Origin of the sequence: Okeania sp. SIO2B3 (assembly GCF_010672525.1) — a bacterium.
Classification (GTDB): domain Bacteria; phylum Cyanobacteriota; class Cyanobacteriia; order Cyanobacteriales; family Microcoleaceae; genus Okeania.
In genome coordinates this window covers 1-25,160 of record NZ_JAAHGH010000108.1, presented here as the reverse complement: position 1 = coordinate 25,160, position 25,160 = coordinate 1, and the positions used below count along the sequence as shown (strand labels likewise).

Sequence of the window (25,160 nt, the reverse complement as noted above, 5' to 3'; positions counted from 1 at the left end):
TAAACAAAGTAGTAGAAGGTGGTAAGGCTTTAATCGAAAGCATTCAAAAAGGTACTTTTGGTAAGATATTCAAACAATGGGCAAAAGACGACCCACTGGCAGCAGCAGCGGGAACTATTGCTACAGGGTTAGCTGCGGGAGTACTTTTGGTTGTTGGTGGGACGGCTGTAGGATGGGTTGTAGGTGGTATCGGTTCTGCTATCAGTGGTTTAGGTGTTGGTGGGGGTTTGCTGGCTGGCACGACTTTAGGAGGGCTAGCTTCTGGAATTTTAACTACGGCTGAAACTATCTACAGTTTCAATTTGCAAATTTCGGATAAACAAATAATGGCAGATATTGAGGCTGCTATTGATAACCTTTATGGCCCGGCTGGAGAATTTATTGGTCGGCAGATAGCAACTGTAGCTGTGGGAGGATTAAGTTCGCCGCCAAAAGTGCAAATAAATATTAATACAATGGCCTTGCTCTGGGAATTAAAGCCAGAGTTGAGGCAAGAACTATTGCAAAATGTAAGTAATTTTGCATTTCAAGGTATCCAGACTGGCCTAGTTATTGCAGTTAAATATGCTTTATTGCATGGCAGACGGGCAATCAAAAAGCTATGGAAACGGTCGCCAGATGCTGTCAAGGAACTTGTGCCGGGTCTAGATAAGGCGATCGCCACTTGGGGAGATGATGGTAAGGAACCTTGGAGTTTGGAAGATGGGGTTAATAGTCAGTTTGAGAAAATTGACGATAAACGAGTAAAAGCGGCTGCTAAAGGTTTGTTTTCTGGATTGTGGCAAGGTTTTAGCGATTCTATTGAAATAGTTGCTAACTAAAGAAAATGGCAAATCAGGAAACTTGGGAAAGACAAATATTAAATTCTCTCAAGCGTATCAGAAAGACTACAATTGCTGGCAGTTTAGGTGGTAGCGAGGATATTAATGACCGGACTACTTGGGAGTTGTATGAATTTACCCCTAATAGAGATTTAGACCAAAAACAAAGGCATTATCTAGCTGGCCCAGAGTGGTCAATTATCCAGCAATCAAGTCTTTTAAAGGCTGGCCATGATATATTTGGCGATCGCCTGGGTTTTACTATTGATTTTGAGGAATGGTTTGAAGATTTTGAGTATGAGTTTCAGAAGAATTTGCCTTCGACAAAGAAGCCAGCAACCAGCAAGTTAAAACCTTGGGGAAAGGAGGTGGCTAATAGACCCAAGAAGTTAAACCTGCTTACTAAAGAGCAAGCTAGAAAACAAGGTTATATGGTGATTCGGTTCTGGAAGGATAGGACGGTTGAAAATGATTCAAAGGTTTTGGCGGGTACTTATATTGAGTTAAGACAACAATTGTTGGGGATAATGCAGACTCAAAATGTAGAAGTAGAAGTATATGGAATTCCTGTTACTACTTATCAAGAAAGATTTAGATTTCTGCCTCAAATTTTACTTTATTTTTTAGAAGACTCGGAAGATTTAGACCCTAATTTTGGAGCTGTCGATGGAACTATAAGCTTTAGAATCATGGGAGAAACTTATAAAACTATTACACCTCAAAAAGCGACAGTTTATGCTAATAAAATTGCTGCTGAATTTGGGTCTAATAATGGGTATATTTGGAAAAAAGGAAAAGTATCTTGCTCTTATTACAGCCCTGAAACTGGACATCAATTAAGGATAAATTCCAGAAATAAAGAAGTAGGAAAAACATTGATTTCTAAAATTTTATCACTTCAAAATTTAACGCCTGACTGGAGCAAGTTAAAGCCCATTGAAAATGAAGACCCCGCGAAAGCTTATCCTGTAATTCCACCAAAGGAAAAAATATATGGTTCCGAAGTATATTTGCCGAGAAAGTATCCTATAGCTGATGTAAGGTTTCAGCGTGCCGAACTGCATATTTGGGGACGCAATAAACCTGTGATTTTAGTAGACCGCAGCTACAAGTCAAAAAATGCTTTGATAGTACTGCCATAGAATCAGGCAGTAACTCATAGTTGTTTAAAAAGCTATTTTCATGTCTTAAGCTAAAACTTTCTAGATACCCTAGGGTTTCCGTGGATTAAATTAAGGCAAATGCTTTGATTATGATAGATATAGCTTGTTAAAAATTAAGGAAAAAATCTATGGGTGGTCAAAGGTACTCAAGAATTTTATCTGCTGCTAGATACTATGCAGCAGTAGACAACTATATCAAGTACATAACCGACTCTGCTAAACAAGGCATAAACGTAGGAAAAGGAACAGCGAGGCCAAAATCTCAAACCTTGTATATTCGTCCGTTTGGAGTAAGCTTGTTAGACAAGCAGTTAGCAGTAGTTAAATCAGCAGAACCTACGTGGACGAAATACAAAGCTCAAGTGACTGGCTATACAACAGCTACTACTCCAACTACAGCAGGTGGAGCTGTCGATATTGAAGATTACCTTCCGTCAAGATTAAACATTAAAACAGGCATTGGATCTACGGGCGTTGTAAAAACTTCTAAAGTTACTGGTATGAAATACCTCTCTTATGGAGGTAAAAGTACTTCTCTCGCTTTTGGAGACAAAATAGCAGACCCTGGGAAATCTTCTGAAACAGCGACTTTTGAGAGTTTAAAAGTAGAAGTTGAAAAAGCTTTAGTAGGGGGTACTGGTGGTAGCAGAGTTACTTGGATTAGGGAGAAAGTTTAATGATTGATTTTGAAGAACCTTAATACAGAATTAATAGCTGAATCTTCTCCACATCCTGCAAAGTCTCACTATGCTATTCCTCAACTTGAAGTTCCTGTAATTTTTGACAGGCATATTATCGCGGTTTTTCCTTACAGCACTACTGCTAAGGAATGGTGGATAAGTGCTGGTTGGATGGAACAAAATATTTTCACGGGAGTATTAGTAGGGGGAAATCCCGATGTTCGGGCGCTAGAAAGTCAACGCCTCCTACTAAACAGAATTAATTTAGCAATTTTCCCCAAGCTAACATCAACTTATCAACTAAATATTGATATACCTTATTGGTTTCGTGATTACAAAGTTACGATTTGGATATATACAGGAATAGAAGAGGATTCAACAGAACAGTTGATTGAAAATAATGAAGCTTTACTGCTGCAAATTAAACAGGTCGTTGATGAAATTAATACTAAAATATGAAAAGTTTAATGAGTGCCAAAACAAAATTTAACCCGATCCCTAGAAAAACAGTTATTGCTGAATTTCCTAGTGGAGAAATCAGAATTGAAGATGGCTCAGATGGAGCGTGGATATTATTTGATTGCGACTGCCTAGATGCTTTACCTTATTGTCGTGCTCAATGTTGTGGATTAAGAGGTACTTACGTACATCAAGAAGAGCAAGATTATGCAAACTATGAAAGTTATTTTGACCAAAATGCTCAATTGTTGCTGTTAAAGCGCGATGCTGATGGAATGTGTTACGCCTTAAATCGGGAAACAAAAACTTGTGAAATTTACAATAATAGACCCCAAGTCTGCCGAGATTTTCATTGTACTCGTGGACCAGATATGCGCGGATTTAAACTGTCAAACAAAGTTCATCGGCAATCAAATGATTGATAGTTAAAGAAGATGACTCCTGAAACAATTGTTACGGTCGGTATGATATCCACTTTTGTGGCTGTAATTTGTGGTAGCTGGATAGTTTTCAGGTATATCGGCCGGATAGAAAACCAAATTAAGGAAAATGCAAGCAGCTTAACAAATGTAGCAAGCTCTTCAAGAGAAAGAGATAGAAGGCTATTAAGAGAAATGAAACGTCATCGGCTCTGTGTTAAAGATGTTGAAAATTTTTTATCGAAAAAACTTGAATTTCATGTTCGTCCTTTTATTGAAATGGAAGAGAACGATTTCTAGATTTTCCCCTGTCTTATCTTGTCCAAAGTGTAACAGCACTAATATCGCAAAAGGACAATGTGAATACTGGTGTCAGGATTGTGGCCACCATTGGCCTCGGACAAATAACGTGGGGATTCATTAGGAGTAATAATATCAATCAAACCATAAAAATCATTAGGAAAATTTACTGGCATTGGTGCTGGATCGAGAATAACTTTCACTCCCATTTTTTGAACTACTTTTGCTGCACTCATAGCAAATTCGAGGGGAATTTCTAATTGTAAAAGTAAAGCTGTGGCATCCGATAGCAAATTTCTTAGGCGTTCCACATCTGTATTATTAATACTATGGTTAGCACCCGGAACAACAATAATGCTATTTTCCCCACGAGCATCAACCGCAATAACTGCCACCCCAGTATGAATATTCTCATCAACTACCACTCCTGTTGTGTCAACATTAGCAGTTTGCAAACTTGTCAGAAGTTGTTGCCCAAAACTATCATTTCCCACTCGCCCCACTATTTTTGTGGGAATGCCAAGACGAGCAGCAGCAACAGCTTGATTTGCTCCTTTACCACCACCTGCCGTCAAAAAGTTATTGCCATTAATAGTTTCTCCTGGAGTCGGTAAGCGAGGAGTAGTTGTAATTAAATCAATGTTAATGCTGCCAAAAATAATTATGCTTATGGAGTAAATAGCGAAACTATCCTAATCTTATCTTCTGATTTGTGACTAAATCAACACGGAGAGGCGATCGCTAAATCCTGAGTTTATGTGACATACTCCCACGCTAACCCCAAAGGTATAGCGTGGGCTTCTCGCTTCATAGTCCTGCCATTGCATGAGACTCCACGAGCTTTAAGGACGGGATGCCCCGCCGCCCTTTTTGCAAATAAAAAAGCTGCTCACCTAGCGCCACAATAAGATTTTACATTCCCAACGGATTACTAGGATTTCTGGGATATAACCCCTAATCTTATTTTATTTTCATGGTTCATCACTGGCGGTTGTTAACTCAAACCAGCTTGAGTCTATCATAACATAAAATTTGTAAATTAATGGGACATCGAGTCCCATTAATTTACCGTCGATTCATCTCACACCATAATTGAAAATTTGGTGTGAGGTGAATCGACGCTCTAGCTAAAATATGGCGTTGCTGAATTGAAGTATGAATGCGCAATTATTTGTTTCTGGTCAAGCCCCCGCGCATCCCCCTATTTTGGGGGACTTTTAGAGTTTTATTCCCCCCAATTTTGGGGGGTTAGGGGGGCTTGCATCATACCCAGAATCAGCAACGCCTAAAATATAATAACAGGACTTACGCAAAGGCACTATTTATAGAGTGTAAGTTCTATTGGACAATAGTTTTAAGCGCTATATATAGCGTATCTGCGTAAGTCCTAAATAACTAAAACGTTACAGTTAATTTAAAGAACAAAAAAATCAAGGGGATAAAGGATATCAAGGAGGGGAAAGAGAAAGATTAAAATTAAATTCTTTTAATTATGAATAGGTAATATTAACAATATCAGGACTTACGCAAAGGCACTATTTATAGAGTCCAAGTACTATTGGACAATAGTTTTGAGCGCTATATATGGCGTATCTGCGTAAGTCCTAAATATGTAGTTTAGTTACACTAAAGAATAGAAGCATTAATACTAGCATTATTCATAATTTATGTATAAAAAAAAACAAGAAAAAAAGTATAAGAATGGTAAATAATTAGGGTTTGCTGAAAAAGTCTTTTAGTAGGGATAGGAGACAAGCCACCCCTCGCCCCTCCCCCGACCGTGGAGGGGAAAGACAGGAGACAGGAGACAAGCCACCCCTCGCCCCTCCCCCTCCCAGGAGGGGAGAAATGGGAATGAGCGAGGAGGTAGTCGGAAAAATTGTAAGAGTGATTTTTCTACCCAACTATGAGCCTAAAATACTAACTTTTTGAGCATTTTAGACTGAAACAAGCGCACTTTTCACTTTTTAAAGGCCCCAAAAAGCCTAAAGTCTTTATATGTTAATGCTTTTAGATTTAATCAGCAAGCCCTAATTAACAGTAACTATTTCTAATACTGTAAAGTAGGTAAAAAATGACTATCTTGAGGAGATGGCGCTCACTCCCCAAAAGATAGTTATAGTGAGTGCTTGAGAATTTTTGGAGATGTCTAATGCTTGCTTCATTCATTAAGAAGCTGACTCCTTCTTCCTTCTTCCTCCTTCCTTCTTCCTTCTAACTATAATTACCAGTAACTGGTTTAATAGGAATTTCAATTATGAACTCTGTACCTTTTCCAACGTCAGAAACACAACTCAAATTACCCTGATGTTTTTCTACTACAATTGAATAGCTAATTGATAGTCCTAAACCTGTACCAGCACCTACTGGTTTAGTAGTAAAAAATGGGTCAAAAATCTTGGATAATGTCTCAGAATTAATGCCACTCCCATTATCACCAATTTTGATTTTTACTGTGTTTGAGTCTGTCACTTCAGTAGAAACTGTAATGGTGGGTTTATAGTCAAATTCCTGTTGTTTATCTCGCAAAAATGCTAAAGCATCAATGGCATTACTGAATAAATTCATAAACACCTGATTCATTTGAGAAACATAACAAATAACTTGTGGCAACTGACTATAATTTCTGACAATTTCTACTTCACGTTTATCTGACTTTTCCTTAATACGAGTATGTAAAATTAGAAATGTACTATCGATACCTTCATGGATATTTACAGGTTTCATTTCCGCTTCATCTAGGCGCGAAAAGTTACGGAGAGAAATGACAATATCTCGAATACGTTCGGCACCTACTTTCATGGAATTCAAAAGTTTCTGTAAATCTTCTACGATAAATTCCAATTCGATATCCTCAATTTCATCTTGAATTTCTTCTACAGGTTCAGGATAGTGTTCTTGGTATAAATCAATCAAATTTAGTAAATCAGAAACATATTCAGTAGCGGGAGAAAGGTTTCCATAAATAAAGCCAATAGGATTATTAATTTCGTGGGCAACTCCTGCCACTAATTGTCCTAAACTCGACATTTTTTCACTTTGAATGAGTTGAGATTGAGTACGTTGTAACTGTTGTAATGTTTGCTCTAGTCGTAGATTTTTTTCATTTAATTCCCGAGTTCTTTCTTGTACTTTTTGCTCTACAAAAGTATATAAGATTGCATTTTCTAAAGATACTGCTACTTGAGATGATAAAAGCCTTAATATTTCCAAACGTTCTGGAGTAAATGCACCTGTAATTAAGTTATTTTCCAAGTACAAAACTCCGATGAGCTTGCCAGTATTAATAATTGGAGTACATAAAACTGATTTAAGTTTATTTTGAGCAACATAAGAGTCTGTTGTGAACCGGTCTTCAGCAACAGCATTGCTTAAAACAACATCTTGGCGAGTCCTTTCTACATAGTTAATTATTGTTAGTGGTAAATTTTCATATTCATTAATTTTACTTTCCTGAACTACCACTTCTTCAGAATCTAATGTTGCTTCAGCTTTAGTGATTAGTTTACCTTCTGTGAGCAACAATAGAACCCCTTTTTCAGCTCCAGCATTTTCGATGAGAATTTTCATTAATTTAGATAGTAACTTATCTAATACAATCTCACTAGAAATTGCTTGGGATGCTTTAATAACTGTGGCTAAATCTAGGGATTGGCCATGGTTGGTTGTATCACGAGAAATTGCTGTAGTTGAAGTATCAATTATGTGATTTTTAACTGTTAATATACTTGGCAATTCTGGATATTGATTCTCTAAATCTTGCAGCTTTCTAGTAGCGCCCCAATTTTGATAACCATAGTAAGCTTCTTGTAAATGAACTTTGGCATACTTAAATTTATTTTGATTTAGCCAATATTTTGCTGCTAATTCATTTCCTAAGGCTTCATATTGGATAAATTCATGTTTCTTTGCTGATTCTATAGCATGATTATATAGGTCTATAGCTTCTGCATTTTTTCCATCAATACTTGCCTTTTCTGCTTCTACTAATAAATATTTATGTTCAAAGTTTTCTTGGCAGTTATCTGCCCAAATTTTCATCTGTTGTTGATTTTTTTCTAGTTGTTGCCAATATTCTTTTTGTTTAGTTTCTGAAACATGAGAATAGAGGGCAGCTAAGATTAGTGAATAATAAAAATTAAATTCTGTAGTAGGTACTGTACCTGTAATAAATGTCAGATATTTTTTAGCTTCTAAGATGCTATGCAGTGCAGCATCTAAATCTCTATATAAATAGAGAATATAAGACTTATTAATTAGATACATACATAGAGAGTAAAAATTTTGATGCTGTTGACAACTTTCCAAGTATTCTGTTTCGTTTATTTTGTCAATATCAAAGTCAATCTTTTCGTCTTGTAAAGAGTTTATATCCATTTTTTTTGTTTGTGAATGCAAGTTTTCTATAATATTTTTAATTCCGATTAAAGTATCTGTCGAAAGTTGATTTTTTGTTTTTTGAGTAAATTGTAAATAGCGAGAAACTTCTTTCCAGATTTCTGAGATTTGTCTGCCTTGAAATAATGAATTAATGGCTGTGTTATGTAGAAGATAACCAGCATATTCTAAATCCCCTGATTCTAAAGCAGCTCCATACCCTTCATTATTAATTAAATTAGATTCTTTGATGTGCTTAAACCAAAAACTTAATCCATTAGCAAATCCAGCACAAGCTTTACATTTTAATCCTGAAATTTCCCACTTATCAGTTAATTTTAGTGCCAAGAGACCAAACTGATATGCGGAGTGATAATCTCCTAAAGAACTATTGAGAATTACTCCATAATTACAATAACAAAGACATGACTCAGCAACTGAACCATATTTTAAGGAAATATTGACACCTTTCAGCACAATTACTGTCCATAATTCTGGTGAAGTTAAATAGGTAGATGCCATCAAATTTGTAATTAAGGCTAAAGCTACTTTATATTTTGATTTCTCGCTTTTTGTTTCATAAATCAGACTAGCAATTTCTTGAGTGCCTAAATTCTCTTTTACTTTAGTAAATTCCTGATTAATAACTGTCTGTAAATTTGTTTCTGGAATTTCTATTTCTAGTAATCCTAGAGCCTTTTTAGCTGCTGCAATTGCTTGTGTGTACTGAGCACGTAAAGTATATTGAACAACCAATAAATTATAAACTTCTGTTTTCTCAATAACTGAATTTGAATGCTCTAATGTTAATTGGATTAAAGCTTCACTTTCTGAAAAATTACTGTTTAAATATTCTACTATTGCCCCTTCTTTATATAAAGCAAAAGTTAAATCATAGTATTGAGTCCAACAATCCCGGTCTAATAGAGATATACCTGCTGTAATATATTCTTTAGCAGCTACATAAGCTGTGGCATCTTTAGCTTTTTTACCTGCTTCTAAATTTAGTTTTGCTAGTTCAATTTTTTCGGATTCATCTGTAATTAAAGTTCTGCCTATATTCAAATGATCTACTAAATCAAAAACTCTTTCGCTACGATATTCTGGAGGAGTATTTTCCAAGAATAAACGACCAATTCTTAGATGTAAAGCTTGTTTTTGAGATTCATCTATGAAAGTGTAAGCTGCTTGTTGCACTCTATCATGTAAAAACTTATAATTCAGAATTAAAAATGGATATAAATTCAATTCTACATTTTTAGCTTCTGTTTCTGAAGCAGGTAGAATTAATCCTTCCTGAATAGCAGGTAATAAATCTTGAAAAGTTGCATAAGATTCTTTTTCATAAATTAACGAAAGGGTATTCAAATCAAACTGGTTACCTACACAAGCAACCAAACTTAAAACTTTCTGAGTTAAGGTCGGTAATTTTTCCAGTTTTCCAATCATTAACTCCACTACATTATCAGTAATATCAAGTGCTGTAATTTGTTCCATATTCCACTCCCATCGAATCTGTTCAGAATCAAATTTCAGCAAATTTTCTTGATAGAGAGTCTTCATAAATTCATTAACAAAAAATGGGTTTCCTCCGGTCTTACTTTCTACCAATTTTGCTAATGGTTGTACTGAAACTCGATCATTGTATAATGTCTCTGCAATTAATTGATTAATATTTTCAAATTTTAAAGGAGTTAAATTTATCTGATTTATTTGTGCATAATTCATACTCTCAGATTGAGTGCGAATAGCATTTAAAGTCATCACTAAAGGATGAGTCGGACTAATTTCATTATCTCGATAAGCTCCAATTAAAAACAGATACTTTGTGTCTACATCTGTCATCATTAATTTAATTAACTTCAGCGTAGCAGAATCTGCCCACTGTAAATCATCAAGAAATATAACTAAAGGATGTTCTGGTTGACAAAATAAACCGATAAAATTTTGAAAGACAATATTAAAACGATTTTGAGCTTCATTTGGTCCTAATTCTTGAATTTTTGGTTGGGTTCCAACAATCAATTCTAATTCCGGAATTACATCAATCAGAATTTGCCCATTTGTACCAAAAGCAGCTAAAAGTTTATTTCGCCATTCATGTAATTTAGCTTCACTTTGACTTAAAATAATTCTGACTAACTCAGAAAAAGCACTCACAATTGCTGAGTATGGAATACTTCGTTGAAATTGGTCAAATTTCCCACAAATAAAATACCCACCTTGACGGATAATAGGTTGAGAAATAGCCTGTACTAAAGCTGATTTACCTATGCCAGAATAACCAGCTACTAACATCATTTCTTTGCTACCTTTACAAACACGTTCAAATGTTGCTATTAATGTTTCAATTTCTAATTGTCTGCCATATAGTTTTGATGGAATTTTAAATTTATCAGAAATATCTTGACTACCAAGAGGAAATTCTACAATTGTTTCTATCATTTGTAGCTGATTTAAACATTCATCTAAATCAGCAATTAAACCCCAAGCACTTTGATATCTTTCATCAGCAGTTTTTGCTAGTAATTTGAGGACAATATTTGATATTATATGTGGTACTTCTGGATTTATTTCATGTGGTGGTTTTGGCTGTTTAGCAATGTGGGCATGAACTAATTCCATCACATCAGTATTAGTGAAAGGAAGCTGCTGAGTTAATAATTCATAAAAAGTAACACCAAGAGAATAAAAATCTGTACGATAATCTAAAGAGCAATTCATCCTACCTGTTTGCTCTGGAGATATATAAGGAAGAGTACCTTCTAAAATCTTTTGATTTTTGAGTTTATAATTATCACGATTTAATACAGAAGATATATTAAAATCTATAATTTTTAATTCGCTTGTCGTGAGGTTAACAATTATATTAGATGGATTAATATCTTTGTGAATAATCTTAGCACTATGAATTTCACCTAAACTTTCAGCAATTTTAATTGCTAAATTCAAAAAGCCCAATATAGTAAATTTTTGTGATGTAATTACTGTCTTGAGAGATTCACCGCCAAAATCTTCTAAAATCATCACTAGAATGTTATTATATTTTTCTAATCCATAAGCTTTAATCACTCCAGAAAAATTTAAAGAACTAAGAATTTCATACTCTTTTTGATAACGATTATTCTCAGCTTCAGAAGGAAAATCTCCTTTGCTAAACTTAAGTACAACAGGCCGATCATCCTCCTCTTGTTTACCTCGATAAACTACCGAATTATTACCTTCATAAATTTTGACAAGAATTTGGTAACCTGGAATATTAATCATTGTGAATTTCTCCTACAAAACTACCGCTATTTAGTAATTAATTCTTAAGTATTGTCTGTAAACCTTAAACAGGCAGAAGTACTGATAACTGATAACTAATAACTGATAACTGAAATGACCTTCTACCATGATATCCGTAAGTTGGGAATTAACCAAAATCACTGGTATGCCGTTGCTCGCAGTCTAGAGGTAAAATGTCAACCTTTCAGCATTACCCTTTGGCATCAATCAATTGTCCTTTATCGGGAGCCAAGTGGAAAAGTCCATGCTTTGGAAGACCTTTGTCCCCATCGTTTTGTCAAACTTAGTTCTGGTCGTGCGATCGCCGATGAATTAGAATGTAAATACCATGGATGGCGCTTTAAGTCAAGTGGTGAATGTTCTTATGTACCTTATTTAGCAAGCAACCAAAAATTGCCTAATTGTAAAATCCGCACTTTTCCAGTCAAAGAGTTACACGGTTTTATCTGGCTATTTCCTGGAGACAAATCAAAGATAAATTTAGTTTCTCCTTTAGAAATACCTGAGTGGGAACATCTCAACTATATAGCCACAATCTCAGTTATAAAATGTCGAGCGCACTACTCTTATTTAGTGGAAAATTTGATGGATATGTACCACGGACATTTACATCAAAACTGGCAAGCATGGGCAGCAGCAAAATTAATAGATTTATCTGAAAATGACGATCGAATAGATGCTTATTATCAGGCTCAAAGTTATTACAAAATTGACAAAATATGGTCTATCTCTCAATTGTTCTTTCCTAGTTTACGACAACTTCATCCCGAACCATTAAATGTTAGTTATATCTATCCCAATTGGGTTTCTAACCTGGGCAAAGATTTTAAAATTTATTGTCTTTTATTACCTATTAATGAAAAACAAACCCAAGCTTATCTGATTCACTTTACATCACTTCATGCCTTTTGGCGTTTACATAAACTGCCAGAATGGTTTAGACGATTTGTGAAAAATAGTTTATTTGGTTCAGCTCAAAAACTACTCGACGGATTAGTTGAGCAAGATGTAGAGATGATTGAAGAAGAACAGCAAGCTTATCTAAAAAATCCCCAGCAACGTAGCTATGAATTAAATAAAGCTTTGGTAAGTACACAAAGATTAATTAAAAAACAAGCGCTCCAGTGAATCATAAATATATGCTGAAAATAATAGAATATCTGTTGAACAACCGATAAGATACTTATCAAGGTATAAAACTTATCATACATAAGTTATAACCGTATTTAGTGCGAAGTCAGAAGTCCCTGAGTTAAATCAGGTCAATAAAGAAAAATTACTCCTTGATGAATCTGGAAGATTCCAACATGGAGTATAGCTTTTGACGAATTATAAAAAGTTACTCTCCAGGGAGTAGCTATATAGATAGGTAATGGAAATTAGCCTTACCAAAAAGCCATTTTGAGAGCAAAGGTATTTCGATCAGGGTGATGAATAAAGAGCAAAGTATTTTCGCCGAGGCAAATTGATATCTTATGAAAATTTAAGAGGTGGAATGATTAATTTAGCAACCTTTTTTCCTCCATATAGTATTAGTTGGCCAGATAATGGAAAAAATATGGAGCAATAACTTTAGCTACTTAGAATGGTCAAACACACAAAAAATCTTTCATTAATTGATAATTGATAATGGATAATTGATAATTACCTCGGGTTTTAACTGTTACGGAATTGAATATAAGGAAATATTATTTCTTTTCTCTTGGTCGATTGGATATAGTTAGGAAACCCATCCATCCCACCCTACGGGAAGCTGCGAAGATCGACCGCTTTTTCCCCTTAAAAGGGAAGACTTTAAACCAGAATTATTTAATTATTAATTAATTATTAATTATTCGGTAATGAAGCACAGGATGCAACAAGTAAGCGCAATAAATTTGCTATCAATACCAATATGCTTAAGCATAAGGGGTAATTTGACTGCTCCTACTGGCAAGATAGTCCAGCGACAACTAATAGCAGCATGGGCGTTGGTGATTTCGGCTATGATTGTGCTTTAATGGCGATGGCCTAGCTATAACTGAAAAGCATTTTATATTTGGCAAAATTTAGGTTTCATAGCTTGATTCACCAACGCCAGCAGCATGAATTATCCTATTCCTTTGCAAAATCAGTAATTAGAATCCCGTGTACTTAAGTTGCGGGAGTTTAGACGACAGCTAGAATATAAGCGTCAATGGTACGGTTGTGAGCTAGTCGTAGTTGACAGATTTTTTCCATCTTCGCTCGACTTGCTCTAGTTGTGGTCATGTACAGGATATGCCTTTAAACATCAGAACTTATGATTGCCCAGAATGCGGTCTATCAATAGACCGAGACAGATGTGCCTCAATTAATTTAAGAAAGCGAGTGTGTAATTCCGAGGTTTCCTCGGAATGTAAGACACACTCAAGAAATGCGGTCGGCTTGACCGTTGATGCCTGTGGACGGAGTGCTGCCGACAGTTCCGGTGAAAGCAGGAAGTAAACATTAAAATGTCACTAATTATGCGGTGCGACCCCGCGGGGCGCGTAAGACGCACCTGGTAGCGCACCAAGAGAGACGTTTTATATCGGTTTTATCAAGCAGAAGTCAAAACAGCCAATATCTCTCACATTATGGATGGAGCTAGTTCAACATGGGTAATACCATTGGCATAATGTTTGGGTTTTTAGGTGGAACAATTTTCGCCAGTGAGGGGGGATACAAAGTTTTACAACACCCTAACCCAAACCGAGAATATCAAAGACTTTCGGAAGCTAAATGGTTTTTGGCCTTAAGGTGGTGCGAAGAATTTCCAACTGCTGCTGGCATCCTTAACTACCAAGGTCAACTTTCTTTTTATAATCAAGCAGCATTAAGAATTGGAGAACACAACTTTTTACCTCTAGACCATAGGCAAGAAATTTTTAATCAATGTTTATCCTTGCCAGTAGGTACAACAGCAAATTATTCAATTTTTACGGCAGATGGCAGATCCTTTAGAACTTTAGAAGTGATGGGAATTGACATCGACCCCAGATATGGTAGAGTTGCTATTATCCGTTTACTTTAAACTCTTACTACTGTTACTGCATTTCAACTATATATTCAATTTTTGTGTAAAAGAACAGGTAGCAAAGAGTAGAGAATATAAAATCTAAATGATTCCTAATTTAGTTTGATAGCAATTACCCAATTCAAGTATCAGTTTTTTTATGTTTCTCTAACTTCTTGCCTTTGAGGTTGCTGAGTGTAATTAGCAAATATGACAACTACTAAAGTTGAAAATTAAACCCTGGGCAAGTGAGCAGGAAGAACACTTATGGCAGCAATGGCAATGTAAAGCAGGGCAAAACGAGTTTCAAATATTGCCACAAAGTGAAATTTTGTTGTGCGATACCAATCTAACTGGCAGGCGATCGCTACTAACTTGACTAAGGCCACAGTATAGGATAAAGCTGTGGCTATATTTAAGCAGTTGAAGCAGTAAAGACTCAGTATAATTAGGACTGCAGTTCCATGATATATCATTCCAGGTACAGGAGAACTGGTTTTCTTTTTTCGCAACTTGAGTGTAAATATAGCACTGCTGAAAAATAAAGTATTCACGATCCACATTGCCATAGCAGCTAAAGAAATGTGGCCTGTAGTAGCTATATATGCTAAAGGTGCTGATAGACAGATAGCTGTAAATCCAATTAATTCATTTAGTATAGATTTTTGTTTGCGCTTTAGCACTGCAATACTATCCGCAACTAAAGCTACTATTGCTAGGCCATAGATCCATAGCAAACATGGAGATTGAAAATATAGCCATCCGGCGATCGCCATGGCAATACCTCCATATAACCCACCCCAGATGAGAAAGCGGGGTTTCCAGCTCCTGCGCTGTTTTATTTGCACGACTAAGGGATGTTCTGCTTGCAAGGCGAAAAAAGCACAGATCAAAGCTAAAGTTGTTGAGTTTGTCCATTCCTGAGCTAAAGCTGCCCCTGTGATAAAGGAGCCACCTAATACTAGCAAAATTCCTTGCTCTGGAGAAAACGTCGGTCTATACCAAGCTTGTAGGTTGGGACGATTTTTATTAGAGGTAGTTGTTGATAACTCAACCATGATTAAACTCCTTAAAGAAGGCGATCGGTTTTGGAAGGTAGGTTTCAATAATTGATAATTGATAATTGATAATTGATAATTACCTCTTCCTTTTAGGGAGAGGATTGAATAAAAGGAAAATTTTTTCTCTCTTGGTCGATGGTCGGACAGCGGAGGTTTCGCAGCCATCCCACCCTACGGGAAGCTGCGAAGAGAGAACGACCGCTTGTTTCTCCTTTAAAGGAGAGGATTTTTACCTTAATTATTCGGTAATATCAAGTTCAGATTAGCGGTCTTACTGTAGGTTGGGCGAAGTGTATCTCACAACCAAAAAAAATAGACATCTGTTGGATTTTCTTCTTCATCCTGCCCATAAGCTGCAAAGGGTGAAGAAACTCCCCATTGGTGTTGGCCTTCTCCCTGGACGAATGATTCTTCAACCCTACCTACAAAGTTTACATTAAAACTAATCTTTATCAAAAAATTCTTGACAATTATTATTAATAATTTCACAAATCACACCTAATTTTTAAGTATTGATTTATACAAAATATTGAAATAGTTAGTACATTAGGGGATTTGTCAATAAAAACTCAAACCTTTATGGTCAGGAATTAAAAAGAGGGCAGTAGGGGAGATAGGTAATTTTACTTTATAGATATAGTTATGGACTTTTGCATTGAACTAATAAATAAGTTAATTAAGAATTAGATGCAATTATTTTGGCATAACTTAAAAAGCGATCGCTCTTCTATGTTGAGGAGCGATCGCTTTAAAAGTTAACTAGATTTTGAAAAAGAGTGCTAATCTCCAGTTAGATAACGACAAAATCAGTACTATCAATAGCAGCAGGATCAACACCAGTCAAAGTTGCTAAATTTTGTCCTGTTGCAATCTCTCGCAGAATAGTATCCGTACCACTTACAACAGTAGTCAAGTCAGTGAATTCCAGACCATCTAATAAGAAGTTATCTGTTCCATCCATATAGTCTAAAATTAAGTCATTGCCATCGCCAGAACGCAAGAGGAAACTATCAGCGCCATTTCCACCAGTTAGTTCATCAACACCTAGACCACCATCAAGAATGTCTTGACCATCACCACCGTCCATGGTGTCTATACCAGCACCACCTAAGAGAGTGTCTGCACCAATATCACCAAAGAGTAAGTCTCGACCATTACCACCATCGATCAGGTCTCGACCAGCACCACCATCAAGGATATCTCGATCGCCTCCACCTAAGAGGGTATCTCGACCACCATCACCTAAAAGGTTATCTTGGCCAGCACCACCATCGAGGAGGTCTCGACCGCCACCACCGACAAGGTTATCGTCACCGCTACCACCGACAAGGTTATCATCACCGCCTTCACCGTCGAGGACATCGTCACCGCTACCACCGTCGAGGAGATCGTCACCGCTACCACCGAGAAGGTTATCATTACCTGCACGACCAAACAGTTGATCGTTGCCTCCCATACCGTCTATTAGATCATTTCCTCCTAAACCATCGATAATTTCATCGTCACCATCACCGGTTATTTCATCGTCACCGGCAGTACCAGTAATATCTGGGGTTGGTGCTGGGTCTGGGTCTGGGTCTGGGTCTGGGTCTGGGTCTGGGTCTGGGTCTGGGTCTGGGGTAGGAGTAGGGGTGGGTTCAGGTGTGGGGGTAGGAGTAGGAGTCGGACTCGGAGTGGAGTTGCCAAACTCAAAAGCACCAATATCAGCTACACCATTAACAACGCGCTGGAAACCTGTACCCCGTTGGTCAGTAGTCAGACCAAGAGAGTTACTGCCAGCATTAATAGCGGCACTGCCAGCTTGTAAAGCATGAGTTTGAGTGGGACCACCATTGTCAGCAAGGGGGTCTAGAGCAGCATTAGCATTAATGAGGTCGCCTGTAGCGTTGAAACTACCAGTTGCGTTTCCTGTACTAATTAAGTTGTTGCCTCCACTTTGGATGGAGTTGCTAGTACCAGTTAATTCGTCAACGTCATTAGCACCCGTATTACTAAAGTTACCAGAAATAATCGTAGAAGTAACTGTTGTAGTAGTTTGATTGGGAGTGCTAGCTAAAGCGAAACTTGCCAAACCACCGCCAGTGCCACCATTATCTAGAGTCGGAGTTTGTGCTGTGTTGTTAGTAATGGTGCTGTTAGAAATTGTAGCGGTGGTAAAATGGTTTAAATTGGGGTTATTGGCAGTGACGTAAACACCACCACCTTGACCGTTTGCTGTATTACCGCTAATGGTGCTTTGAATAACATCTGTAGTACCAAAGATAGCAATACCACCACCATCGCCACTACCAGAAGCAAGTGCTGCGTTGTTATTTATGGTAGAATCAGTAATGGTTGTATTACCAAATGCCATGACACCACCACCGTTGTAGTTAGCTTCATTATTGCTAATAGTGGTGTTGATAATATTGGCGGTACCTAGATCGTTGTTATAGAAACCACCACCATCACCTGATGCGGCGTTACCTGTAACTACAGCGTTACTGAGAGTGGTATTTTCATTGTTGAATATACCACCACCATCACCGGCGTTAGTAGCATTGCTTCCAAAAGCAAATCCACCTGTGATGTTTACTCCATCAATGGTAACTGTAGCTTGGTTATTGGCGTTGCCGTCATCAATATTAAATACACGAAATTGACCGTTAGCTGCTCCTCCTGCGTCTATTGTGACTGGGTTGCTTTCATCGCCATCAATGGTGAGGTTTTTATCAATTAGAAGTTCGCTAGCTAGGGCGATCGTTTGACCACCTAGACTGGGATCGAAGTCAATTGTCTCACCTGCGGTAGCGTCGAGAATTGCTTGTCTTAGGGAACCAGCTCCACTATCATTAAGATTAGTTACTGTAGCCATCGTTTGTTCGATTTTTTAGTATTTGGTTTGCTATTCGTTTAAGCATTGCTAGTTACTTCTCATCCGGAAAAAATCAGATTAATTTAGATTAATTAATTTTGCCTAAAATCTAGGTCAATTATGACAATAATATTGAGAAACATCTTGATTATCCCAGTTGAATATTTTTCCAGTAAATCATCAGTGAATCTACTGAAAAATATGCCGATTGCCATTTGATTTAATCGTTATTTTCTAGGATTTGGCAGCAAAACATAGGTAATTGGTAATAAAATTTTTATCTCATTACAAATTACTAAATGCTTAGTCAATTGATATTACAGCCATTGGTAAACATGGCTTTGAATTATCATCTTAGTTATTCATATCTCAGCCGATAAAAACAGGAAAAAATTATTATTGTTTGTTATGCCATTTGGCTGAGATAAATTAATGATAATTATCCCTGAATTGATGATAAACAATAAATATTTCAGCAATTTTAACTATCAAACTCTGATAGTTTTCACTTAAATGCTGTTAAATGATATAGCAGAAGGAAGAAGGAAGAGGGAAGAGGGAAGAGGGAAAAATATTACTTTGTCTGAGTTTTAAACTCTCGATCTGTCCGCGCCCTTTTCTTCGACTGCTATACTCAAATTTAATTCAATATTCTAATTTTTTTCCTGCCACTGTATTAAAAGTAGGTAGGAATTTAATTCAAACAAGGGTGCAATTCACCTGATTTTCTTTCTGCACTTAATCTCGATCCTTGATGCTTTTCCATCCTACTCAATCTTTCATCAAAGTGTCAAGGGTAAAGGATTATTTTTTTGAAGAAAAACTATAAAAAATAGGTTGCTGAGTTCTCAACAACCTATCTAGTAAGGGATACAAAATTATTAGTGACTGATTCTTAATAGCAACTGGATATTAGATAATAGTAAAGTCGTCATTTATATCCAGGGCAATAACCCCACTAACATCTTCTAATTCTGCCAAAATTTGTGAATCATCACCAACCGTATTATCACCAGTAGCATCATAAATGAGATAAGTTTTGCCCTCAACTTCGTAGGCAAATAAACCAGGGTTTCCAGCTATTAACACATTTGCAGAAGTACCTATAGTATCTATAGTTTGTACATTGGTGGCAATGTTGTCAACAGTAGGAATAACTGTGCTAGAGAATGCAATAGTATCCCCACCGACAACACCAACACCTAAGTTATCAAAACCAGTAATGCGGTCGTACAAACCAGCACTAATAGCAGTACCAATAGAAGCAGCATCCGCAGCATTAAACTTCGTTCCACCATCATCAGCACTGGTATAAACGAAGGTGTTATTGCCATTATTATCAGAGAGGGTATCCGCTCCCAAACCACCAATAAAGGTATCATCATCGTTACCCCCATCGATGGAGTCATTGCCGTCACCACCAACTAAACTGTCGTTTTCATCATTTCCTGCCAGAGTATCATTTCCTGCTAAACCTTCCAGAGTATCATTGCCTCCGCTACCATCAAAATTATCATCAAATTCACCACCAACTAGGGAGTCAGGGTCATTACTAACATCCAAAATATTGACCGTAGCAGTAGCAGTAGCTTCGTCAAGACCATCCGTAATGGTGTATTGAAAGAGGTCAGTACCGGTGCCAAACACTGCTGTGTATTGAACTTGACTACCCAAGTTGTTTAAGATACCCAAAGGCTCATCATTGCTAAGAGTTGTAATTGATAGGGGATCGGGACCATCAATATCGCTGTCATTTGCCAACACATTAATTGTGATCACATTCCCCAAATTGGTAAATACTGGTCCGTCATCAACGGCAATGGGCAGGTCATTTACTGAAGTGACATCAATATCAATAACTTGGGTAGAGGAACTATTGTCGTCATTGCCATCATCAACGGTGTAACTGAAAGTACCAGCAGCTCCATTAGCATTGGCAACTGGAACAAATGTTAATGATGTTAGTTGGTCGGTGGTTAACTGTTGGAGAGCAGTTACTGAAGTATTATCTGACAATACGACTTGCCCAATTTCTGCATCAGGAATACTGTCAACAGTAATAGTTAAGGCATCGCCGTCGGGGTCAGTGGGCGCTGGAATGTCTAAGGTCGCAGTAGTATCTTCATCCAAGGTGACAGGTTTATCAGCTTCTACTTCTGGAGGTCGGTTAGCTTCGACGATATTAATATTTAACAACCCACTGGTAGTACCGCCGTCTTGGTCTGTCACTAGGAAGTTGAAACTGTCAGTACCAAGACCAGCAGTAGTAGTTGCATAACTAATTTCTCCATTATCGAGATTTTCCTGAGTGAAGGTGCTTCCTACTGCTAAAGTTTCTCCTCCCTGTTGTAGTTCCCCTAAAGTCGGCACTTCAGTCAGGGTATATTCTAGAGAAGCAGGAGTGGCAGTTTCCACATCAGGGTCAATAAATTGGAGATTTTCTGTAGGAATAACCCTGGTTTGACCAAGAAATGCACTTAAGTCAGTTGTAGTGCCGACAGGTGGATCGTTGACTCGAATATTAAAGGTATCTGTTACTTTACCGCCATCAGCATCAATGACTTGGAAACTAAAGGAGTCATCATTTGTATCAGTAGCTGTGTGTTGGTAGATAACTAGACCGCTATTGATATTTTCTTGAGTGAAAGTATCAGCGGGGTTATCCTCAAGTTGTAATATTCCTGCTGCTGCTTCGGTGGTTACTGTGTAAGTAAAAGCATTTGTACCATTATCCCCATCTGTTGTCTGCAATAAATTCTGACTTATGGTTCCTGTACCCCCAAGGTTGATAACCAGTTCGCTGTTGTTAGTAATTTCGGGGATGTCGTTGACCAAGATATTAGCAGTACCCACACCTTCACTAAAAGCATTTGTGCCACCTATGGTTGAAATGTCGGTTAGTTCGCTAGTATTACTGCTGCCGTCGGTGGTATCCCAACCACGGAATTGAATAGTGGCATTGCCGAAAAAGTCGGTATTAGGAATAAAACGCAGGCGGTCGCTTGTTGTAGCTGTCAGTAATGTGGTATTGCTATTACTCACGTCTACCCAGTTTGTACCATCATCGACGGAATATTGCCACAGACCATTACTATTATCTATTTGAGTAATAGCTATTCCGGTATTAGCTCCTGCATCAGCATCTGTAACTGCACCAGCAATAATATCTGCAACGGGAGTGCCAGTATTATTTACTTCATTTTCATTGATAGTTGTCAGGGCTAAATTTCCTGGGTCTGTTAGTATTGGTGCATCGTTTAATGCTTCTACTTCCACAGATATAGTACCTGTTTGAGTCGCAGTATCATCGTTAGCTGTTTCTGTTGCTGTCGCTGTAACTGTCAAGTCAAAACTAAAGGTTGTTCCGCTCTCTCGGTCTCCGGGAGGGGAGATGGTTAAATTGGCTAATTCCTCTGGTGTCAAAACCCAACTACCATCACCTTGGTCTGTTCCTGCTGAAAGTGTTGCTCCTGTTGGCACTCCACTAATAGTAATAGACAGATTTTCTGAACCGCTAGTATCTACTAAACTAGCAGCTATACCCAGAGGTAGCTCTTCTATATCTGTTCCTGATACAGTAGGTGTAGATATTTCCAGGTTAGGAGTATCGGCAACGGGAGTAACATTAATGTTGACTGTTGCTGTATCTGTGAACCCTTGAGTATCCGCAATAGTATAGGTGAAGCTCTCCTCTCCACTGAAATTCTCATTGGGTGTATAGATGAAACTGTCTGTTGTTTCTTCTAAAGTGCCATTGTTGATATTATCGGCAGCAAACCCGGTAATTGTAATTTGCTCACCATCAGGTTCGGAGTCATTTACCAATAATTCTGAGCGTTGGATAGTTATGGCCGTATCTTCGTTAGTCTCAAATACATCATCACCAGCAATGGGAACTCCATTCAAAGGTGTCACTTCTACAGCAATAACCCCAGACTCTGAAGCAGTATCGCTATTAGCTGTTTCAGTTGCTGTAACTGTAACTGTTAACTCAAAGTTTAATACTTCTGTTTGTTCTGCTGAAGAAGGTGTCAGAGTTAAGTTTTCCAGTTCCTCAACAGTAAGTTCCCAAGTACCGTTACCTTGGTCTGTTCCTGCTGAGAGTGTTGCTCCTTCTGGCACTCCAGCGATGGTAATAGATAGAGTTTCCGAACCGCTAGTATCTACTAAACTAGCAGTAATATCTAAAGATATTTCTTGATCTTGACTAGCTGATACCGTAGGTGTAGATATTTCCAGGTTAGGAGTATCGGCAACGGGAGTAATATTAATATTTACTGTTGCTGTATCTGTGAACCCTTGACTGTCGGTGAGGGTGTAAGTAAAACTTTCCTCTCCACTGAAATTCTCATTGGGTGTATAGATGAAACTATCTGCTGTTTCTTCTAAAGTGCCATTTTTGATATTATCGGCAGCAAATTCGGTAATTGTAATTTCGTCACCATCAGGGTCAGAGTCATTTGCTAATAGTTCTGAGCGTTGGATAGTTATGGCCGTATCTTCGTTAGTCTCAAATACGTCATCATCAGCAATGGGAGGTCCATTCAAAGGAGTTACTTCTACAGCAATAACCTCAGATGCCGAAGCAGCATCATCATTCGCTGTTTCTGTTGCTGTGACTATAACTGTTAACTCAAAGTTTAATACTTCTGTTTGTTCTGCTGCAGAAGGTATCAGAGTTAAGTTTTCCAGTTCTTCTAGGGTCAGCTCCCAAGTACCGTCGCCTTGGTCTGTTCCTGCTGAGAGTGTTGCTCCTTCTGGCACTCCAGCGATGGTAATAGATAGAGTTTCCGAACCGCTAGTATCTACTAAACTGGCAGTAATATCTAGAGATATTTCTTGATCTTGACTACCCGATACCGTAGTTGTAGATATTTCCAGGTTAGGAGTATCGGCAACTGGAATAACATTAATACCAACTGTTGCTGTATCTGTTAACCCTTTAGCATCCGCAATAGTATAGGTAAAACTTTCCTCTCCACTGAAATTCTCATTGGGTGTATAGATGAAACTATCTGCTGTTTCTTCTAAAGTACCATTTTTGATATTATCGGCAGCAAATTCAGTAATTGTAATTTCATCACCATTAGGGTCAGAGTCATTTGCTAATAATTCTGACTTATTAATAGTTATTGCCGTATCTTCGTTAGTCTCAAATACATCATCACCAGCTTGTGGGTTATCATTACCGGGGTTAATATCAATATTTAACAACCCACTGGTCGTACCCCCGTCTTGGTCAGTCACAACATAACTAAATGTATCTGTACCAGGTTCATCTCCTGTATGTTGGTAAGTAAGACTACCTTGGTCAATATCCTCTTGAGTGAAAGTATCTGCTACTCCCAGAGTCGCTTTTTCTAGTTGTAGTTTCCCACTGGTTGGTAATTCTGTAACTTCATAAATTAGAGTTTCTGCAACCGCCTCAGTATCAGGGTCTTCTGCCAGTAGATTTTTGTTAGTAATTTCTTCCTGGGTATCTTCATCGAGACTTAAATTATTGCTCGTAATATTTGGCGGGACGTTAACTCTGATTTCAAATTTGCCTGTAGTTTCTCCTCCTACCTGGTCTGAAACGCTGAAACTAAAGGAATCATTTTTAGTATCATTATTATCGTGTTCATAGGTAAGTAACCCTTGGTCAATATCCTCCTGAGTAAAACTGGTAAAGGTTCCTCCATCAATTAGCAAATTACCACGAGTAGGCAATTCTGTAACTGTATAAATTAAAGAAGTTTTACTGTCATCGGTTGTTTCTAGGAGAGTATTATCTATTATTCCAGTCTCTTGTGTATTGACCACTAATTCAATATTCGTTCCCACCAATGGTAAATCATTAATACTGACATTAATTTCAGCAGTATCAGTTTGAGCGTCCCCTAAACCTGTGTTCCCTTGGTCATTTACCGAGATACTGATAGAGTCACTACCTGAGTTATTACCTGTATATGTCAAGGTATTGAGAGATTGGTTAATATCTTCTAAACTTCCCGTAAATACTATTTCAGCATCTGCTTTACCATCACCTGTGGTAAAAGTAAGACCAGAAGTAGAATTAAGAGTAAGCTTACCCTCATTAGTAGTTTCGAGGGTGACATCTAATTCTTCGTCTCCAGCATCGGGGTCTGTTACCTCAATACCAACAATATCTAATTGTTCCCCTTCATTAACCCGTTGTTGGTCGTCAGGAATTGTAATTTCTGGTGGGTCGTTGACATTGAGCAAGCTGATAGTAAATGGCCTGGTTATGTTTTCTCCAGCGTTGTCAAATGTTCTGACTTGGATGTCATAGGTCTCTTGTTCCTCAAAATCAAGATTTGCTCCTTCTGCCACAACTAACTGGTCTTCGTTGAGAGCAAAGCGTCCATCAGCATCATCAATTAATCTATATTCATGGACATCATTTTCATCTGGGTCTTCTGTGGTAAATGTACCAATAACTGTACCTGCTTCACTATTTTCTTCCACACTGTCGTTATCTAACAGAATGTCAGTGGGAGGATCGTTCAGAGAAGGTGGTGTTACTTCACCTGGATCTGGAGGTGTTGGTGATGGTGTTGGGTCTGGGTCTGGGTCTGGGTCTGGAGGTGTTGGATCTGGGTCTGGGTCTGGGTCTGGAGGTGTTGGGTCTGGGTCTGGGTCTGGGTCTGGAGGTGTTGGGTCTGGGTCTGGGTCTGGGTCTGGAGGTGTTGGGTCTGGGTCTGGGTCTGGGTCTGGAGGTG

At 37.8% G+C, this 25,160-nt stretch carries 15 protein-coding genes and 1 pseudogene; 9 read left to right on the top strand and 7 right to left on the bottom strand.

The genetic code is table 11. The annotated features are described in order from the left end of the window. From F6K15_RS32345 to F6K15_RS32320, 6 genes are all read left to right on the top strand, one after another. A partial coding sequence (locus F6K15_RS32345) for a hypothetical protein (protein WP_293069403.1) occupies window positions 1–821 on the top strand: 821 nt, incomplete at its 5' end. A 5-nt stretch (window positions 822–826) separates the two neighbouring features. Beyond that, entirely contained in the window at window positions 827–1,963 is a 1,137-nt protein-coding gene (locus tag F6K15_RS32340; RefSeq protein ID WP_293069401.1) for a hypothetical protein, read from the top strand. Window positions 1,964–2,112: 149 nt separating this feature from the next. After that, a complete protein-coding gene (locus tag F6K15_RS32335; RefSeq protein WP_293069399.1) occupies window positions 2,113–2,661 on the top strand; it encodes a hypothetical protein in 549 nt (182 codons plus the stop codon). Between the two features lie 9 nt (window positions 2,662–2,670). Beyond that, window positions 2,671–3,123 carry a hypothetical protein gene (locus tag F6K15_RS32330; protein WP_293069397.1) on the top strand — a complete coding sequence of 151 codons (453 nt, stop codon included), beginning with the start codon at window positions 2,671–2,673 and terminating at the stop codon, window positions 3,121–3,123. Window positions 3,124–3,131: 8 nt separating this feature from the next. Then, window positions 3,132–3,545 carry a YkgJ family cysteine cluster protein gene (locus tag F6K15_RS32325; RefSeq protein ID WP_293069396.1) on the top strand — a complete coding sequence of 138 codons (414 nt, stop codon included), beginning with the start codon at window positions 3,132–3,134 and terminating at the stop codon, window positions 3,543–3,545. Window positions 3,546–3,557: 12 nt separating this feature from the next. After that, window positions 3,558–3,842, top strand: a complete 285-nt coding sequence (locus F6K15_RS32320; protein ID WP_293069394.1) for a hypothetical protein — start codon at window positions 3,558–3,560, stop codon at window positions 3,840–3,842. 38 nt (window positions 3,843–3,880) lie between these two features. Here F6K15_RS32320 and F6K15_RS32315 read toward each other — a convergent pair whose 3' ends face one another. Beyond that, window positions 3,881–4,501, bottom strand: a complete 621-nt coding sequence (locus F6K15_RS32315) for a ribokinase (RefSeq protein WP_293069405.1) — start codon at window positions 4,499–4,501, stop codon at window positions 3,881–3,883. A gap of 1,555 nt (window positions 4,502–6,056) precedes the next feature. Next, a complete protein-coding gene (locus F6K15_RS32310; protein WP_293069392.1) occupies window positions 6,057–11,486 on the bottom strand; it encodes an ATP-binding sensor histidine kinase in 5,430 nt (1,809 codons plus the stop codon). 114 nt (window positions 11,487–11,600) lie between these two features. Between F6K15_RS32310 and F6K15_RS32305 the strand changes: the two genes are divergently transcribed. The 3 genes and pseudogenes from F6K15_RS32305 to F6K15_RS32295 all read left to right on the top strand — a co-directional run bounded on the left by F6K15_RS32305 (window position 11,601) and on the right by F6K15_RS32295 (window position 14,541). Beyond that, window positions 11,601–12,635, top strand: coding sequence for an aromatic ring-hydroxylating dioxygenase subunit alpha (locus F6K15_RS32305; RefSeq protein ID WP_293069390.1), 1,035 nt, complete (start codon window positions 11,601–11,603; stop codon window positions 12,633–12,635). A 1,016-nt stretch (window positions 12,636–13,651) separates the two neighbouring features. Beyond that, a pseudogene (locus F6K15_RS32300) lies at window positions 13,652–13,973 on the top strand (zinc ribbon domain-containing protein); the annotation flags it as partial. 151 nt (window positions 13,974–14,124) lie between these two features. Next, on the top strand, window positions 14,125–14,541 hold the full coding sequence (locus F6K15_RS32295) for a hypothetical protein (protein ID WP_293069388.1): 417 nt from the start codon (window positions 14,125–14,127) through the stop codon (window positions 14,539–14,541). A gap of 215 nt (window positions 14,542–14,756) precedes the next feature. Here F6K15_RS32295 and F6K15_RS32290 read toward each other — a convergent pair whose 3' ends face one another. From F6K15_RS32290 to F6K15_RS32270, 5 genes are all read right to left on the bottom strand, one after another. Further along, window positions 14,757–15,749, bottom strand: coding sequence for a YwiC-like family protein (locus F6K15_RS32290; protein WP_293069386.1), 993 nt, complete (start codon window positions 15,747–15,749; stop codon window positions 14,757–14,759). A 132-nt stretch (window positions 15,750–15,881) separates the two neighbouring features. Then, window positions 15,882–16,073 (bottom strand): hypothetical protein, encoded by a 192-nt coding sequence (locus F6K15_RS32285; RefSeq protein WP_293069385.1) that lies wholly within the window; start codon window positions 16,071–16,073, stop codon window positions 15,882–15,884. 301 nt (window positions 16,074–16,374) lie between these two features. Beyond that, a complete protein-coding gene (locus tag F6K15_RS32280; RefSeq protein ID WP_293069383.1) occupies window positions 16,375–18,438 on the bottom strand; it encodes a calcium-binding protein in 2,064 nt (687 codons plus the stop codon). A gap of 92 nt (window positions 18,439–18,530) precedes the next feature. Continuing rightward, window positions 18,531–18,653, bottom strand: a complete 123-nt coding sequence (locus F6K15_RS32275; protein WP_293069381.1) for a hypothetical protein — start codon at window positions 18,651–18,653, stop codon at window positions 18,531–18,533. Window positions 18,654–19,350: 697 nt separating this feature from the next. After that, the coding region (locus tag F6K15_RS32270; RefSeq protein ID WP_293069379.1) for a tandem-95 repeat protein at window positions 19,351–25,160 on the bottom strand (5,810 nt) is incomplete at its 5' end.